Source organism: Nocardia arthritidis NBRC 100137 (assembly GCF_001612765.1).
Taxonomy (GTDB): domain Bacteria; phylum Actinomycetota; class Actinomycetes; order Mycobacteriales; family Mycobacteriaceae; genus Nocardia; species Nocardia arthritidis.
Window position 1 is genome coordinate 13412 of the sequence record NZ_BDBB01000017.1, and the last position, 16776, is coordinate 30187.

Sequence of the window (16776 nt, forward strand, 5' to 3'; positions counted from 1 at the left end):
CCGTGGTGTCAGGGCGGATGCCCCGTGATCTGGTGCAGCCAGGTTGCATCGGATGCTGTGGAGTGCCTCGACGTTCCGGCTGTCGCTGCTCGGATAGGCGGCGGTGAACGCCGCGCCGCCTGGATTCCGGCAGCAGGTACCGCTTCCGGGGAATCGCGGAAAGCGGTGGGCCTGTCAGATCCTCAGAATCGATAGTTCGGCCAGGGAAGGCCCGGCCCAGGGGGGTGGTCGTTCGCGGTGCATGCGCCAGGACGCCGCTCTTGGTGCCGGCTCGATGCCGGGCGAGAGGTGGCCCGCTCGATACAGCAGTACCAGGCCGATCGCCAGCGTCAGGGTCGACAGGATGAGCACGCAGGCGTGCACCGCGTCATGGCCGAGACCGTAATCGCCGCCCCCGATGGTGACCTCATCGTGGAGGGTTGGTGCGGCTGTGACGGACACAAGGGAGGAGCTGGCGTGGTGAGTGTCGGACCCGAGGTGGAACCCGCCGGTATGCATGGCGGTGATGCCGAGGATCACCACCAGCAGCCCGAGCACCCGGACTGGCCGGGATGCCCGCGACAACTGGTGCTGCTGCATCACACCGTCATCATAGGGTCGGCATCGCTACCCCTGTCGAGCAATGTTGGTGCTGGTTATCGGTAGCGATTCGAGTGGTACTGGACGAATACCCTTAGGGGGTATAAAAAGGTGGGTGTGAATCCGTTGCAGTCGGGAGGATGGCGGTCGAATGATGTGGCGTGATCGACGAAACCGCCCGGTGGGGGCATCGTCGCGTCGCGTCGGCCGCTCGCGCTGTCGGGAGCGGTTTGTCCGGTGCTACCGTGGGCTCGTTGTGAGGTTCCTCGGTCGACTGCGACATGCTGGCTCCGTGGTGGCGCTACTCGCCGCGGTGCTGGTCGTCGTACCGCTGATCGACTGCTCGGTGGCTCGCGGTGACGTGCACGTCCACGCTTCGGCGCATGTGGGTGCCGGCCACGGTTCGACGTCGTCATCGGGGGCCGATCACGTTCACGCGGTGATCATCGATGCGCTGGACGGTCATTGCTCCGCGCACTTCGATCACTGCATCGCCAAGTCGGTGGTGCGTGGTGCCGCTGAGAATCTTCCGCCGCAGAAACTGCTGCTCTTCGTCCTGGTATCGGCATTGCTCGCCGCTGTTGCCGCCGGGGGTGTTGCGCCCGGAGGGGTGCGCGGGCCGCCGATCTCGTGGGTGCCTGTAGCTGGTGGACGGGCGACTCTGACGCAGTTCTGTATCGCTCGACGCTGACGGGTCAGCGCCAAGCCGACATGTTTCTTTGTGTCGGCCGGTGTTGTGCCTGCTCACGTCCGCGCCGCCCTCCGGGCGGTTCGATACAGAAAGCGACAGTCATGGACAAGCTCGTTCTCGATGCGCGCACCGATCGTTCATCAGCCTTGGTGGCCGCGCCGGCGCCTGCCCGCTACCCGGAATCGCTGATCGGCAGCACACCGGTGTTGTGGGTCGGTCCGCCGCTGGCGCCCGAGGGGCGGGGGTTCTGGGCGAAGCTCGAAGGATTCAATCCCGGAGGGATGAAGGACCGGCCCGCGCTGCATATGGTGCGTAGGGCCGAGCAGCGGGGCGATCTGGCGCCGGGGGCGCGGATCGTCGAATCTACAAGCGGCACTCTCGGTTTGGGGTTGGCACTGGCGGGGATAGCCGCCCGTCACCCGGTGACGGTGGTGACGGATCCGGGTCTGGAGCCGATCGTTGCACTGTTGCTCACCACCTACGGCACCCAGGTCGAGGTGGTCGCCGAGGCGCATCCCACGGGCGGCTGGCAGCAGGCGCGCCGTGATCGGGTCGCGGAGCTGCTGGCTGGTGAGCCTGATGCGTGGTGCCCGGATCAGTACAGCAACCCCGACAATGTCGACGGCTACGAATCACTGGCGCTCGAGCTGGTCGAGCAGCTCGGTGGGGTGGACGTGCTGGTGTGCGCGGTCGGCACCGGAGGGCACTCCGCCGGCGTGGCGCGGGTCCTGCGCCGGTTCAATCCCGAAATGAAGCTGATCGGGGTCGACACCGTGGCGTCCACGATTTTCGGCCAGCCCGCGGGGCCTCGGCTGATGCGGGGGCTGGGCTCGAGCATCTATCCGGTCAACGTCGACTACGAGGCGTTCGATGAGGTGCACTGGGTCGCGCCGTCGGAGGCGGTGTGGGCGTGCCGTACCTTGGCGGCGACCCATCACGCGACCGGCGGTTGGAGCGTCGGCGCGGTGGCGTTGGTCGCGGGCTGGGCGGCCCGCACCCACAACGCCGATACCCGGATCGCGGCGGTATTCCCCGACGGGCCGCACCGCTACTTCGACACCATCTACAACGACGTCTACTGCGACGAGCACGGCCTGCTCGACGCGGACCCACCGGTGGAACCGGACACGATCACCCATCCCGCCGAGCGCGTGGTGCGGTCATGGACCAGAACCACGACCGTCATCGATCCCAGGCAGTTCATCCACGACCCGGAGTTGGCCTCGTGAGCGTCCTGGCGAAATTCCGTAGCTTCGACCTGCCTGCCCGGCTGTTGATGATCAACCAGTTCGGCATCAACCTCGGCTTCTACATGCTGATGCCCTATCTGGCCGGCTACCTGGCCGGTCCGCTCGGGTTGGCGGCCTGGGCAGTGGGTCTGGTGCTGGGTGTGCGCAACTTCTCCCAGCAGGGCATGTTTCTCATCGGCGGCACCCTGGCCGACCGGTTGGGCTACAAGCCGCTGATCGTCGCGGGCTGTCTGCTGCGCACAGGCGGCTTCGCGCTGCTGGTGTTCGCCACCTCACTGCCGGGACTGCTGATCGCCTCGGCAGCGACCGGGTTCGCCGGAGCGCTGTTCAACCCGGCCGTGCGCGCCTACCTCGCCGCCGACACCGGTGACCGGCGAGTCGAGGCGTTCGCGGTGTTCAACATCTTCTATCAGGCGGGCATCCTCGCCGGTCCCCTGGTCGGGCTGGCGTTGATGGCCCTCGACTTCCGGGTGACCGCCGCTGTCGCGGCGGTGGTGTTCGCGATCCTGACCGTGGCGCAGTTGTTTGCGCTGCCGACGCGGCGAGCCGAGCCCACCGCCGAGCAGGCATCTGTGCTCGATGACTGGCGCACCGTGGTCGCGAACCGCCGGTTCGTGTGGTTTGCGGTAACGATGATCGGCTCCTACGTGCTGTCGTTCCAGGTCTACCTCGCCCTGCCGCTGCAAGCGGAGTTCGTCGCCGGCGCGCGGGCTCAGGCGCTGGTCTCGGCGCTGTTCGTTATCTCCGGCGTTGTGGCGGTCGCCGGTCAGCTGCGCATCACGGCCTGGTTCCGCAGCAGGTGGGGCACCGGACGCAGTCTGGTCGTCGGGCTGGGTATCCTCGCGGCCTCCTTCGTTCCGCTGGTGGTCATCCCGGACCCGAACCGGTTCGGTGTCCCGGCTGCGTCCGCCGCGTTGCTCGGGTCGGCGGCATTGCTGGCCGTGGGGACCGCGGCGGTGTTCCCGTTCGAAATGGACACCGTCGTGTCCTTGTCCGGCGGGCGGCTCGTCGCCACGCACTACGGCTTCTACAACACCGTCGTCGGTGTCGGCATCCTCACCGGCAACCTTGTCACCGGCGCCGTCGTCGGCGCCGCGCGCGCCGCCGGGATGGACTGGGCGGTCTGGGTCGGCCTGAGTGCGATCGGTGTTGTCGCCGCGTTCGCCCTCCATCGTCTGGACCGGCCGCAGCCTGCCGAGGTAACGGGCCGTTCGACGAACGCGCGGGGCCGCCACCGCCAGCCCGAAGAACACACCATCGGCACTGCGCCGACCGAGCAGAAATTCGAGTACACCGGACGCGGCCACTGGCCGACGACGAAGACTCCCGCCGGGCGACGCTGACCAACTGCTGCGTACAACCCTGCCGCGGGTGCACTTGCACTCCGTGTCCGGGGTGCTGATCTGTCCAGATGTCGTCATCACCGGGCAGGTGCTTCTCGCAGGCTCACCTCTGCTCGAGCATGGCCTTCATCTGGTCGATCTCGCGCTGCTGGGCCGGCACGATCGCGGCGGCCAGCTGCTTTGCTTGGTCGTTGGCTCCGGTATCGAGTTCGGTTGTACCGAGCCTTGGCCTTAGAAGTGCGCTACCAGCACCAACAGCAACTTGCATGTCCGGAGGGGGAGTCGACCACTACGCACACGTGGTGACCTCCAAATACCCTGCCCACGGCAGGTTCTCGCGGACTCGATCCCACAACCCGCCGTAAGGTCTGTAGCTGATCGGGCGCCCGCTGCGCTTACGCAGCACTCGATGCGTGGCGTTCTCACCTCCCCGACATTCAGCATGCCTTCCCAGCGCGGCCATCAGACGGGGCGAAACCGGATGCCAGTGAAACCCACCGCCCCGCGTCCGCAACCGCACCAGACAGTTGTCGCGGTCGAGATCGTGAAGCGCCAGATCGATGACAGCTTGCCGGTACACATACCGCTACGAGTGCGATGTATGCGGCATGGTCGCGAAGATGAGCAAGGCGCACGTGCCGCCGCGATGCGCGGGCAATGAAGGCGCGGTGACAGGGGAACTGGAAGCGCACCGGCAGGATCGTGGCCCTCGGCCGCGCCGACGAAGACGGGATCTGGTACCTCGGGCAGTGCCGGTCGTGCAACTCCGCTGCGGGCCGGGGGGTCGATCCGGCCTACGCTGAACTCGCCGCAGCGTTGAGGCCGCTGTGGCTCGCGTAACCGGTGCCGATGAGCAGGATCCGTTCGGCGCCGAGACGGTCGATCTCGCCGAGCAGGCGGGTGCGCGCGGCGCTCGCACCGAAGACGAAGCGGATTCCCATCCATCCGCGTGGAGCGCACCTTTCCTCGAAGGGGCCCTGCGATGACAATTCGCCCGTCCAGCCACCTGCCTGATGGTGCCGGCGTGCGCGATGACCGCAGCGACGGTCGTGGTCGAGGATTTGCACGTCGCTGACGGCAAACCCGGCGCTCGACGGTGGTCGACCCTGAAGTTGCTGAGGTGATTTGATCGCTGTTCGGCTACAACACGGTCGGCCGCATCGCCGCTGGCTCAGTGGATTGGAGGCTAGCTGAGCTTACGGCGGCGGAATTCGGCTGAGTCGTGTTCGGCGGTGTACTGCTCGCGCCAGCGATCGACGAGCGGAACCAGTTCGTTGGTCATGTAGGTGTAGAAGTCCTGCATCTCGTGCAGGCGCGCCGCGGTGGCGGTCTCCGGGGCGGAAGCGTCGATGCCTTCCTGGGCGGCGTCTCGCATTGTGGCCAGCATCGTGTTCTGTTGCGACATCAACGCTGCCCAAGCGCCTGCGCGGAAGCGGTAATGGTCGCGGCGGCTGCCGGGGGCGGGGACGCGTTCGATCAGGCCGACGGGGATGAGTTGCTTGATCGCAGTGGAGACCGCGCCGGAGCTGATCGACAGCTCTGCGCACAGGTCGGCGGCGGTCATCGTGTCTTGTTCGGTGTAGAGCAGAGCGGTCATCACCCGCGCGGTGGTTCGTTGCATCCCTCCGCCGTCGGACAACGTCAAGGCCAGCTTCTCCGCGGCGGCCCGCAAGCGCTCGTTGGTTCCCACGCTCGAAGCTTAGCAAACTCAAACAGTTCTGAATGTTTACAAATCTCTGAAAGTTCATTACTGTTCGAGACATGGTGAACGTGATCGAGCTGCAAGGGCTCAGCAAGACCTACGGCTCACGGCGCGGGCTGGTGGAGTTGTCCCTGGAAGTCCGCCCCGGTGAGGTATTCGGCTATCTCGGCCCGAATGGAGCAGGCAAGTCGACGACCATCCGGCTGATATTGGATCTGATCCGGCCGACCGCGGGCAGCGCTCGGGTACTCGGTCTCGACCCGCGTCGCGATGCGGTGCGGCTGCATACGAGGATCGGTTACCTGGCAGGCGATTTCGTTGTGCCGGGACGGCGACAGGTCGGTGCGACGTTGCGGTTTCTCGCCGCGCTGCGTGGCGGGGTCCCGCCGCAGCGGATCGACGCGCTGTGTGAACGCCTGGAATTGGATCAAGACGCGCAAGTGAGCAGTCTTTCCAAGGGGAACCGGCAAAAGCTCGGCTTGGTCCAGGCGTTCATGCACACTCCACAGTTGCTGATCCTGGACGAGCCGACCTCGGGTCTGGATCCGATCGGCCAGCAGATCTTCCTGGACATGGTCACCGAGGCCTCCGTCAACGGGCAGACGGTGTTCATGTCCAGCCACATCATGAGCGAGGTGGAGGCGGTCGCCGACCGGGTCGGCATCATCCGCGAGGGTCGACTGGTCGCGCTGAACACCGTGTCCGGGTTGCGGGCTGATGCCGTGCGCGATGTGGAGGTCACCTTCGCCGATTCGGTGACCGTTGCCGAGTTCGCCGCCCTGCCCGCTGTCCGCGACGTCCAGGTGGACGGCACGGTCCTGCGTTGCCGGGTCACCGGGAGCCCGGACGCACTGCTGCGCAGCATCGTCACCCACCGCGTGACGGGTCTGCTGGTCACCGAACCCGCCCTCGAAGACCTGTTCCACGGCTACTACACCGGAGAATCCGATGCTGCCTGACATCTACACCCAGACCCTCGTCGACAACCGTCGCTCGCTGATCGCCTGGTCGGTCGGTACGGCGGCGGTCGGCCTGATGTATGCCGGGTTCTATCCGCAGGTGTCCGCGGGCGGTATGGCCGACACGGTGAGCAACTATCCCGAGGCGATGCGCGAGGCATTGCGGCTGAACGATATGACCTCCGCCGCGGGCTATCTCGGCTCCAGCGTGTTCGGCCTGCTGCTGCCGCTGCTGGCGATGTTCTTCGGGATCACCTTCGGCGCCCGTGCGATCGCCGGCGATGAGGAATCCGGGTACCTGGATCTGCTGCTGGCCTATCCGGTCAGCCGCACCGGACTGGCACTGCAACGATTCGCTGCCCTGGCCACCGGTGCCCTCGCGATCGGGGCAGTAGTGCTGCTGGGGATGGTGGCCATTCGCTCGTCCGCCGATCTGGATTCGATCAGTATCGGCGAGTTCGCGGCGCAAAGTCTCCAGCTGACACTGCTGGCGATCGTCTTCGGTGCTCTGGCCATCGGCGTCGGCGCTGTCACCGGAAGGCGCGGCCCCGTACTGGCCGGAACCGCGGGCATCGGAGTACTCGCCTACGCCGCCAACAGCCTCGCCGGTGTCATCGGCGCCGACTGGCTGAAATATCTCTCGCCGTTCCACTACTACATCGGCGGAGAACCGCTGCGCAACGGGATCCAATGGACCGACGCCGCCGTCCTGGTCGTGATCTCGGTCGTACTGATCGGGGCCGGACTCATTCGCTTCACCCAGCGCGACCTGACCAACTGACTATGCGCCGGGGCACCACCACACATGGCGCTTCACCGCTCGATGACGACCCGGCTGCGCGGGAAGGAGACGGAGCGAACTCCATCGTTGCTCGATGCCACCAGTGGCTAGCCCCGGCTTCAGCGGCTGCTGCCGATCGAATAGACCGTCACAGCACAGGCGTCGCAGGGGGAGGAGCGCCGTATTCGCATCGAGCGTGAGCTGCGCAGCCTCGAGATTAATGGCATGTACGTCGCCGCGGACGGGGTCTTCGCGACGAACGCTCGAACGTCCGCACGGAGTTAACTGCTTGCCGATGGCTCGATCCTGCCCGTCCACCGCCAGCAGAAGTCGTGGGCGGCCGGTCGGGTACGCGTCGCGTGCCAGGTTGCTGTCAGGTCATGTCGGCGAACCGCTCAACGTCTTCGATACGGCCGGACACGATCAACTGGTCGCCTTCGACACGACGGTCTCAGGGATAGCGTAGGTGAATACCCCGTCGCGGTGTTTGATCGCGACCACGGTGATATCGAAATGCTGGCGCAGCCCGCTGGCGGTGAGCGTCCTCCCGATTGCCGCCTGCGGGGCGCTGGTTTTGGCCATGGCGTAGTCGGTGTCGAACTCGATGTAGTCGATCATCCGGCCGGTAACCAGATGTACCACCCGCTCGCCCATGTCGTGTTCGGGAAGCACGACATGATGCACGCCGACCCGTTCGAGGATCTGACCGTGACGTCGGCTGGTGGCCTTGGCCCAGATTGTGGTCTATTCACCAGTGTCCTCGAGGTTTCGGGCGGTTTGTGGGCGGCACTCGCCCTTCGCGGGCAAGGTGCCAGAAACCTGCATCGCCAATCATGGAGCCCAATTCGGGTGCATGGACTCGTCGCGTATCCGGGCCGGACCCGGGTTCGTCTTCTCGACACGAGCCGCGGCGGTCATTCGAGGCCGCGATCGAAGTGGCTCCAGCGCGTTTCCCACAATTGATGCTGATAGCGGGTCACGAAGCAATGGGTCGCTGCGCTCCGCGGTCACTGTGTGATCCTGCGATGCCTGCAGCCCCCGCGACGGGGATCGCCACGAGACATGTGAGAACCGCCAGAACCCGGATCGCGGCCTCGAGACGATCTGTGCCACGTATCAACGTTCGGGTCACAGGGATGTATCCACATGATTCGCAACCGAGTTGAGCGGGTAGCGACAATCTTGTTCACCTCACGCGTCCTGTTGGGTGTGAGCCGGTACTGATCGCTCGATACTTTCTGGGTGGCCGGCTCGTAGGCTGTCGGATCAGGTCAGGAATCGGGTGGCGTGGGGGATCGCCTCGACAGGATGTTGTGCGCGGATGGCCTCGCCGATCGGCTCGAAGCGCCACTTTCCTGTGTCCCGCGACACTTTGCCCATCACCAGGCCGGTATGGGATGCGTCCGTACTGAGGTCGAAGTGGGCGATTTCGGCGCCGGAGACGGTGTCGACGACACGGCAGAACGCGTTCTCGATCTGGTCGAAGGTTTGCCCGGTGTAGGAGGTGACGAGAAAAAGGATGGTGGTGATCTGCGGCGGTATGCGGGTCAAGTCGACGGTGATCACCTCGTTGTCGCCTTTACCTTCTCCGGTGGTGCTGTCTCCGAAGTGCCGTACCGAGCCGTCTCGCGAGCTGAGCTGCTGGTGGTAGACGACATCGATGATGTGGTCCTCGGCGAACAACAATGCCGCCACATTCAGATCGATGTCCTTCGCGGCGAAGCCAAACCGACTGCGCCGTACCGGATCCCATCCCAGCGCCACCCGAAGGTGCTCGAGCCGCATCGCGTTGTGCTCACTCGATGTCATAGATTTCTTCCTTCGGATCGGGCGGGACGGTGTCGAGTTCCGGTCATGATCAGAGGTCTGTGGTGCGGCAGACGGTGGGAAGCCGAAACTGTTGAGGCCGTGAGTGTCACGCGACTCAGGCTTGGAGCACAGCGAGAGCCGTACCTGCAGCTGGCATCTGCGATTTGCCCGACGGTTGCGCGTGGCTGCCAAAACCGGAGCGGCGCCCGGTCTGCGATGCATGCCCCAGCGGGCACTGATATCAGCAGGGGCCCGAGGCCCCACCGAAATCGGAACGCAGGGCCAGCGACCGCCACCGGCTTCAGCGTGCAAGGGCGTGGTGATTCTCTGCGTGGGGTCGCGAGTTGAGCACTTCCCGCTGTCACGGTCACCGACGGCACCGGTGGTACAGCAGTTCGGTGTGAGCACGGTGCGCTCCTGCTCGTCGATTGCCCGAGCCGTGGTCAGGGTCGGGTTGCCGACCAGACTTCCCGGCGCACCACTGGTAAAGATGCCGTAAACCCGCTCCCGAGGCAAATGGCATCCCCTCGGCGCAGGCCACGTTGCGGCTACGTCACGCCGGTGACCAGCCGCGATGGCGGCAGAGATCGGTTTTTCGTAGCGGTAGCTCGGCAAGATGGTGAGCGCCGCAGGTCTCCCAATAACGCGTTCCGATATGCGCACCGCAGTGGTTTTACCGCGATTTATGCGACTCGGTCGGTTTGCGTGCCTGGGTGTCTATACGGCATGTTTACAGGCGGAGCGCCGGGAAGTCTGGTCGGCAAACCCGGCCCGGGTGTGGGTTCGGGCCGACCAGTGATGGGCGCACCATGACGCTGCAGCGAGCGAGAACCATACGACGCAGGACCTCGGATCCGAGGACGTTGGGTGGCGTCTTCGATCCCGGTCCGCCGGCGAACGCTGCCCCCGTGCGCGCTGCCTGTGCTGCTGTAGGTCCCCGCCGGGGTATGGGGCTGCGGCCGGTCGCCGAGTGGCGCGGACGTGCTGCCGCAAGAATTCAGGAGAGGCGAACTTCGAAGTGACTGCCCCCGAGTCCCGGCTACGTTTGTTCGCGCGTGGTTCTTGGCCTGAGACGCGGCGGGTCGCGACGATCTTGCGGACCGAGACCGCTGGTGGTGTCCTGCTGATCGTGGCCGCGGCTATCGGCCTGGTCTGGGCCAATACGCCGTGGTCGGGCGCGTATGAGAGGCTGCGCGACTTCAGGCTCGGTCCCGAGAGCCTGCATCTGCATCTCCCGTTGGAAGCGTGGGCGGCCGACGGGTTGCTCGCGGTGTTCTTCTTTGTGGTCGGACTCGAGCTCAAACGCGAGTTCGTCGCCGGTGATCTGCGGGATCCGCGCCGTGCTGCGCTGCCTGTGGTGGCGGCTGTCGGAGGCATGGTCGGCCCCGCCCTGATCTTCATCGCGTTCAATCTGGGCAACGACGGCGCGGTGAGCGGATGGGCGATTCCCACCGCTACCGATATCGCGTTCGCCCTCGCTGTCCTGGCGGTCGTCAGCTCGCATCTACCGACGGCGTTACGCACGTTCCTGCTCACCCTCGCAGTCGTCGATGATCTGCTCGCGGTGACCGTGATCGCGATCTTCTACACCGACGAACTACACCTGCCCTACCTCGGGTTCGCGGCCATCCCACTGACCGCCTTCGCTGTGGCGGTGCAACGCAGGGTCCGGTCGTTCTGGATCCTGGTGCCGCTTGGCTTGCTCACCTGGTGGCTGGTCCACCAGTCCGGTGTCCACGCCACCGTCGCCGGGGCACTGCTCGGCTTCACCGTTCCGGTGCTCCACAAGCCCCGCGACGACGATCCGCGCAACCCGGCCCGCCGAGGACTTGCCGAACAGTTCGAGCACCGCCTGCGACCGATCTCCGCTACTGTCGCGGTGCCGGTGTTCGCGTTCCTGGCCGCAGGGGTCACTATCGGGGGGCTGAGCGGGCTGGTCGAATCGCTCACCGACCGGGTCACACTCGGCATCGCCGTCGGGCTCGTCTGCGGAAAAGCATTCGGCATCCTGGCCACCACCTATCTCACCGCGAAACTCACCCGCGCCGAACTCGACGCCGACTTGCGCTGGATCGACGTGGCTGGGGTTGCGCTGCTGGGAGGGATCGGATTCACCGTGTCGCTGCTCATCGGCGAACTCGCCTTCCCGGACGAACCGCTGCGGGAGGATTACGTCCGCATCGGGGTACTCATCGGCACTCTCACCGCCGCCCTCCTGGCGGCGGTGGTATTGCGGCTGCGCAACCGGACCTACCGGCGCATCGCCGAAGCAGAAACCCGCGACGACGACAACGACGGAATACCCGACGTCTACCAGCACCATCAATAGCGGTGGGAGGGGTAGCTCGCTGCGACGATGCTCGCACCGGTGAGCGCGGTCCAGCGCGTGCACGGCGGGTCCGACGGTGGTGCGGGGGAGAGGTTCATTGCCGACATGCAGCGATGAGGACCGGGATGCGGCTGGCTTGCAGCACCGCTTGACTGACCGAACCGAGCGTGGCGCCCGCGACTCCGCCACGTCCACGGCTGCCGAGCACGATCAGCTGCGCGTGCCCGGACGCCTCCAGCAGCCGCTGCGCCGGGCGGCCGTCGATGACGACTCGATCTACGCAGACATACGGGTACTTGTCGATGCAGCTCGCCAGGCTTTCGTCGAGCAGCGCCTCGGCTCGCTGCCGCACTGTGGCGGGCGCACTGGGTCCACCGTTTCGATCGGACCATGTCGTCACCGCCACCAGCCCTACGCCCCTGCTCGCCGCTTCGTCGAAAGCAATCGCGACCGCGCGAGCACTGCAGCGCGAACCGTCTACGCCCACCAGGACCGGCACATGGGACGACGGCGGCATCGTCGCCGCGGCAGCCGGAATGACAGCGACCGGACATTCGGCGTGCTTCATCAGACCGACGCCGACCGACCCGAACAGCACGCGCTCCAACGGATCCAAACCACGAGCCCCGATGACAACCAACCGGGCCGACGCCGAGCGAGCGGACAAGGCCGCCACTGGTGACGGTAGGTCGAGAAAGGTAGCAACCTCGACATCTGTGGGGAAGCCATCCAACTCGCTGACGATGCTTCGCCCTTGGCCGAGCGCGGATTCACCGATCTGCCGGTATGCGCTGATATCGAACAGCAAAGAGCCGATCACAGGCAGCGCGTGGACCGGGACACCGATGGCATGCACGAGATGCAGCGGCGCCTCATGGCGTGCAGCCATCGCCGCGCCCCAGCGAATGGCAGCAAGCGACGCGGGAGAGCCGTCGACACCGACAACAATAGGACGACGCACAGTGACACATTGTCGCCGTTCGAAGCGGGACGCGCGGACAGGGTGGCTACTCATCGGCTGACTCCTTGCGGCAGCGATATCACGGGGATTGTGGGATGAGTCCGCTCGAGGGTGGTGTGGGCGTGGTGTAGATGCGAGCGGCGCGCGCAGCCTAGCTCGGTTCGGAATGGAGTTCGTCCGCTGAGCGAGCCTCGGGGGTGATCCGCATCACTGGCCAAGGCTGTCAGAAAATCGCGACTCGCGGTGTCTCGTTCAGCAAAGCACGCGAACTCAACAGGAGTCTCAACCATGAAGCACCGCATCGTCGTCCTCGGGGCCGGATACGCCGGAGCCTTCTCCGCCACATTCCTGGCCCGCCAACTCCACGCCGACGACTTCGAGATCACCGTCGTCAACGCCGAACCCGATTTCGTCGAGCGGCTGCGCCTGCATCAGCTCGCCGCCGGACAAGAGCTGCGTCACCGACCACTGGCGAAGGTATTCGCGGGCACCGACATCCGGCTCCGACTGGCACGCGTCACCAGCGTCGACGTCGAGCGTCGGACGGTCACCGTCGCAGACGGCGCCGGTGACGGTATCGACCGGCTCGAGTACGACACCCTTCTATACGCGCTCGGCAGCACCGTCGCAGACCACGGCGTTCCCGGCGTCGATGAGCACACCTACCACGTTGCGGCGCGGCCGGCCGCGCTGCGCCTGCGCGGGCGCCTGGACGAGCTGGGCGAGGGCGGGCACGTGCTGGTGGTCGGCGGCAATCTGACCGCGATCGAGGCGGCAACCGAGCTCGCCGAATCCCGTCCAGGGCTTCGGGTCAGCCTCGTCACGCGCGGTGAACTCGGCGGTTGGCTGGGGGCCAAGGCCCGCCGTCACATGCGGCGCGCCTTCGACCGATTCGGTATCACGGTCCACCAGCACACCGCCATCGTGCGCGTCGAGCCGTCGGCGGCGATCGCCGCCGACGGCACCGCGTTCACCGCCGACGCGATCGTGTGGGCCGCAGGCTTCGCCGCCCATCCGATCGCCGCCGCCAGCGGCCTCGCGGTGGAACCCAACGGCCAGATCACGGTGGACCGTCAGATGCGGTCGGTCTCACACCCGAACGTCTACGCCGCCGGTGACAGCGTCTTCGTCATCGGCGACAACGGCCTGCCGTATCCGATGTCGTGTGCTTCGGCGGGACCCACCAGCAAGGCGGCGACGGCTGCGATCATCGGGGACCTGACCGGCCGCAAAGTCGAGCCGACCACCTTCTCCTATATCGGCAACCACATCAGCCTCGGCCGCCACGATGGGCTCTTCCAGCTGGTCGACGGTGACGCGCGAGCGAAGCCGGGAGCCCTACGCGGCCGCCTGGCCGCGCAAGTCAAGTCGGCGATCATCAATACCGCCGCCTGGGCTGTGAGTCACCCGACCTTCGGAAAGCCGAATCACAAGTACCGCTTGGCCACCACCCGAGAGCACTCGCCCGGATTGGTCGCCGGATAGAGTCGTGGGCGTGTTTGGTGATGGCTCGGTGTCCGTGATCTTCCGGCCACGATCCCAGGTCAAGGTGCGCCACATCGGTGCGGGGAGGCTGAGCAGGTAGCGCATCAGGTACGGGTGACTTGGTCGGCCTTGATGCCTTCAGGTGGTGCCGCCACAGCGGTGAAACGGCTGCTCCGCTCGACCAAAGTTGCGACCGCCGAGGGTCGAGATCCCATGAGAAGATCACCTTCCCAGTGTCCTGCAACGATGCGCGCACATGATGGACCGGCACCCCAACCGCCCGGGCGATCACGCTGAATGGCTCCTCCGCACGCCACACCTCATCCTGCCGATCCTCTGACAACCCGTAATCCCGCACCACGACCTCCGCGCCGCAGACCATCCACGCCGTGATGCAGTTGAGCCCAAGATTGTTTCTCGACACGACCGGCTGTGCCCGACCTGCCCGCAGCCAGCTCTCTCGAGGGCTTGGTGAGCCCACAGAACCGGCCCTTGAAGTGATCCATGTCACATGTTGTCAGGATTTTCGGCGATGCGGTGTCTTGTACTCGAACCCCTGCAACGAATTGGAGACACCATGGCCGGGAACATCGATGTGGTCGTGATCGGCGGCGGATACGCCGGTGTGATGGCGGCGAATCGTTTGACGCAGCGCGACGACGTGACGGTGACCGTGATCAATCCGCGTCCGCTCTTCGTCCCGCGGCTGCGGCTGCACCAGCTGGTGGGCGGGACCCACGATGCGGTCGTCGACTTCCAGGAAGTCCTGGCCGAGGGCGTTCGACTGGTCATCGACAGCGCGACGCGGATCGACGCGGCCGGACGGAGTGTCACGCTGGCCGAGGGCGGCGCGATCGGCTATGACTACCTGATCTACGCGGTGGGCAGTGGCAGCGTCGGCCCGCAGGTGCCGGGCGCGGCCGAGTTCGCTTACCCGATCGCGACTCTGGAGGCGGCGCAGCGGCTGCGGTCGGTGTTGTGGGACACGCCGATGACGGCTGCGGTGACGGTTGTCGGGGGCGGTCCGACCGGGATCGAGACCGCCGCGGAGTTGGCAGAGCAGCGCCGCGCCGTCACGTTGGTCTGTGGCGGTGTGCTCGGCCCGTACCTGCACCCCCGGGCCCGACGCACAGCCAGCAAGTACCTCGCCGATCTGGGGGTCTACGTGCTGGAAGGCCCCGATGCGTCGGTCACCGCGGTGACGCGGGAGGCCGTGGAACTCGGTGACGGCCGCACGTTGCCGAGTCAGGTCACTATCTGGACCGCGGGCTTCGGCGTGCCCGATCTGGCCGACCGCAGTGGGTTGCGCACCGACGCCGCCGGGCGCCTGCTCACCGACGAAACACTGACCAGCGTCGACGACGAGCACATCGTCGGGGCAGGTGATTCCTCGGCACCGTCTGACCTACCGTTCCGGATGAGCGCCTACGCGGCGGGTTGCCTGGGCGCACACGCCGCCGACACCGTGCTGAACCGAATCGCGGGTGCGCGGCTCACGCCGATCGACCTGTCGTTCCCCGCCATGTGCATCAGCTTCGGCCGCCGCACCGGGATCTTCCAGCTCGGCCACAAGGACGACACCGCGATGCGGCTCTACTTCAGCGGACGCGCGGGCAAGAAGCTCGAGGAGTTCTCCTGCGAAGCCAGCGTCAAGCACCTGGTGACCGAAGCGCACAAGCCCGGCTCACATCACTGGCCCAAGGATGGCAAGCACAGGCCGACGCTGCTGGCGGGGCAGCGCGACGACGTGGCGACACCGGTCGCGTAGGAAACCGAGACCATCGTGGTCGCGTCGGCTGCCGGTGACTTCGGCTGCATGATGTGCGGCTGCGCCCGAATCGCGGGCGCCGCCCATCGTGCGTCGTGCGTCATCGGCGACCCGGTGTCGGACCCGACGGCTACCGACGGGAGAGGACTTCATGGACACAACAGGGGAGCCCCGCGGCGAGCGGCGGGGCGGCCGCGAGGCAGCGGGCCTCGGCAGCGGCGGCGACGCCACCGTCGAGGCGACCGAGGCGTTCCTCGCGCACCGCAATCTGCTGTTCACCGTGGCCTACGAAATGCTCGGATCGGGGGCCGACGCCGACGACGTCTTGCAGGAAACCTGGTTGCGCTGGGTCGGAGTCGACGCGGCGCAGGTCGAGGACCCCCGCGCCTACCTGGTTCGGATCACCACCCGCCAAGCGCTCAACCGGCTGCGGTCGATGAAACGGCGCCGGGAGTCATACGTGGGCTCGTGGCTGCCGGAGCCACTGCTCACCACTGCGGATGTGGCCGCCGATGTCGAACTGTCCGAAAGCGTGTCGATGGCGCTGATGCTCGTGCTCGAGACACTGACCCCGACCGAACGTGCGGTGTTCGTGCTGCGTGAAGCATTCGGATTCGGCTATGACGAGATCGCGGCCGCGATCGACAAGACCACTGCGGCCGTGCATCAGATCGCCCACCGCGCCCGCCGCCACGTCGAAGCCCGCCGACCGCGCCGCTCGGTCACCGCCCGGCAGGCCGAGGCGGCGGCCGAGGCGTTCCGTCGGGCTCTCGAGACGCGGGATCTGCAGGGCCTGCTCGACGTGCTCGCCCCCGATGTCGTGGCGATCAGTGACGGTGGTGGCATCAAGCAGGCCACACCACGGCCGGTCACCGGCGCCGACAGGGTGGCCCGGTTCATTGTCGGCGGTCTGACCAAGCACGACGTCACGCTCACCGTCGAACCGACCGCGGTCAACGGCAGCCCCGCATTGGCTTTGCACGTCGACGGGGAACTCGACGGTGTCATCGCGATGCACGTCGAGGACACCCACATCACCGGTATCTACTACGTCCGCAACCCGCAGAAACTGACTTACATCGAGTCCGAAACCCCGCTCACCCTGCGATGAGCGCCGGT

16 protein-coding genes are annotated in these 16776 nt (G+C 66.3%); 9 read left to right on the forward strand and 7 right to left on the reverse strand.

Going from position 1 to position 16776, the window contains the following annotated elements; all coding sequences use genetic code 11:
* Positions 1-174 precede the first annotated feature (174 nt).
* A complete protein-coding gene (locus NA8_RS13790) occupies positions 175-579 on the reverse strand; it encodes a DUF6153 family protein (protein WP_063050790.1) in 405 nt (134 codons plus the stop codon).
* A 295-nt stretch (positions 580-874) separates the two neighbouring features.
* Between NA8_RS13790 and lpqS the strand changes: the two genes are divergently transcribed.
* The 3 genes from lpqS (at position 875) to NA8_RS13805 (ending at position 3863) form a co-directional block, all read left to right on the forward strand.
* A complete protein-coding gene (gene lpqS, locus NA8_RS13795) occupies positions 875-1270 on the forward strand; it encodes a putative copper homeostasis (lipo)protein LpqS (protein ID WP_063050791.1) in 396 nt (131 codons plus the stop codon).
* Between the two features lie 101 nt (positions 1271-1371).
* Positions 1372-2499: a PLP-dependent cysteine synthase family protein gene (locus NA8_RS13800; RefSeq protein WP_084466776.1), complete on the forward strand. Its 1128-nt coding sequence runs from the start codon at positions 1372-1374 to the stop codon at positions 2497-2499.
* Entirely contained in the window at positions 2496-3863 is a 1368-nt protein-coding gene (locus NA8_RS13805; RefSeq protein ID WP_063050792.1) for an MDR family MFS transporter, read from the forward strand. Before NA8_RS13800 ends, NA8_RS13805 begins: the two co-directional genes overlap by 4 nt.
* A 103-nt stretch (positions 3864-3966) precedes the next feature.
* Here the strand turns inward: NA8_RS13805 and NA8_RS32705 are convergent, their stop codons facing one another.
* From NA8_RS32705 to NA8_RS13810, 3 genes are all read right to left on the reverse strand, one after another.
* Positions 3967-4131, reverse strand: a complete 165-nt coding sequence (locus tag NA8_RS32705; RefSeq protein WP_245663815.1) for a DUF305 domain-containing protein — start codon at positions 4129-4131, stop codon at positions 3967-3969.
* A gap of 526 nt (positions 4132-4657) precedes the next feature.
* Complete coding sequence (locus tag NA8_RS33760) at positions 4658-4804, reverse strand: hypothetical protein (RefSeq protein WP_157106689.1); 147 nt, start codon at positions 4802-4804, stop codon at positions 4658-4660.
* A 245-nt stretch (positions 4805-5049) separates the two neighbouring features.
* On the reverse strand, positions 5050-5553 hold the full coding sequence (locus tag NA8_RS13810; protein WP_245663816.1) for a GbsR/MarR family transcriptional regulator: 504 nt from the start codon (positions 5551-5553) through the stop codon (positions 5050-5052).
* A 71-nt stretch (positions 5554-5624) separates the two neighbouring features.
* Here NA8_RS13810 and NA8_RS13815 point away from each other — a divergent pair, with 71 nt between their 5' ends.
* Entirely contained in the window at positions 5625-6524 is a 900-nt protein-coding gene (locus NA8_RS13815) for an ABC transporter ATP-binding protein (RefSeq protein ID WP_063050793.1), read from the forward strand.
* Positions 6514-7305, forward strand: coding sequence for an ABC transporter permease subunit (locus NA8_RS13820; RefSeq protein ID WP_063050794.1), 792 nt, complete (start codon positions 6514-6516; stop codon positions 7303-7305). Before NA8_RS13815 ends, NA8_RS13820 begins: the two co-directional genes overlap by 11 nt.
* Positions 7306-7728: 423 nt before the next feature.
* Here the strand turns inward: NA8_RS13820 and NA8_RS35035 are convergent, their stop codons facing one another.
* A complete protein-coding gene (locus NA8_RS35035) occupies positions 7729-7959 on the reverse strand; it encodes a potassium channel family protein (RefSeq protein ID WP_245663817.1) in 231 nt (76 codons plus the stop codon).
* A 612-nt stretch (positions 7960-8571) separates the two neighbouring features.
* Positions 8572-9114: a TerD family protein gene (locus tag NA8_RS13830; RefSeq protein ID WP_063050796.1), complete on the reverse strand. Its 543-nt coding sequence runs from the start codon at positions 9112-9114 to the stop codon at positions 8572-8574.
* Between the two features lie 1018 nt (positions 9115-10132).
* Here NA8_RS13830 and nhaA point away from each other — a divergent pair.
* Entirely contained in the window at positions 10133-11443 is a 1311-nt protein-coding gene (nhaA, locus tag NA8_RS13835) for a Na+/H+ antiporter NhaA (RefSeq protein WP_063050797.1), read from the forward strand.
* Positions 11444-11537: 94 nt separating this feature from the next.
* Here the strand turns inward: nhaA and NA8_RS13840 are convergent, their stop codons facing one another.
* On the reverse strand, positions 11538-12458 hold the full coding sequence (locus NA8_RS13840) for a universal stress protein (protein WP_063050798.1): 921 nt from the start codon (positions 12456-12458) through the stop codon (positions 11538-11540).
* Between the two features lie 234 nt (positions 12459-12692).
* Between NA8_RS13840 and NA8_RS13845 the strand changes: the two genes are divergently transcribed.
* The 3 genes from NA8_RS13845 to NA8_RS13855 all read left to right on the forward strand — a co-directional run bounded on the left by NA8_RS13845 (position 12693) and on the right by NA8_RS13855 (position 16768).
* A complete protein-coding gene (locus NA8_RS13845; protein WP_063050799.1) occupies positions 12693-13889 on the forward strand; it encodes an NAD(P)/FAD-dependent oxidoreductase in 1197 nt (398 codons plus the stop codon).
* A 577-nt stretch (positions 13890-14466) separates the two neighbouring features.
* On the forward strand, positions 14467-15657 hold the full coding sequence (locus NA8_RS13850; protein ID WP_063050800.1) for an NAD(P)/FAD-dependent oxidoreductase: 1191 nt from the start codon (positions 14467-14469) through the stop codon (positions 15655-15657).
* A gap of 151 nt (positions 15658-15808) precedes the next feature.
* Positions 15809-16768: an RNA polymerase sigma-70 factor gene (locus NA8_RS13855; RefSeq protein WP_084466777.1), complete on the forward strand. Its 960-nt coding sequence runs from the start codon at positions 15809-15811 to the stop codon at positions 16766-16768.
* Positions 16769-16776 lie beyond the last annotated feature (8 nt).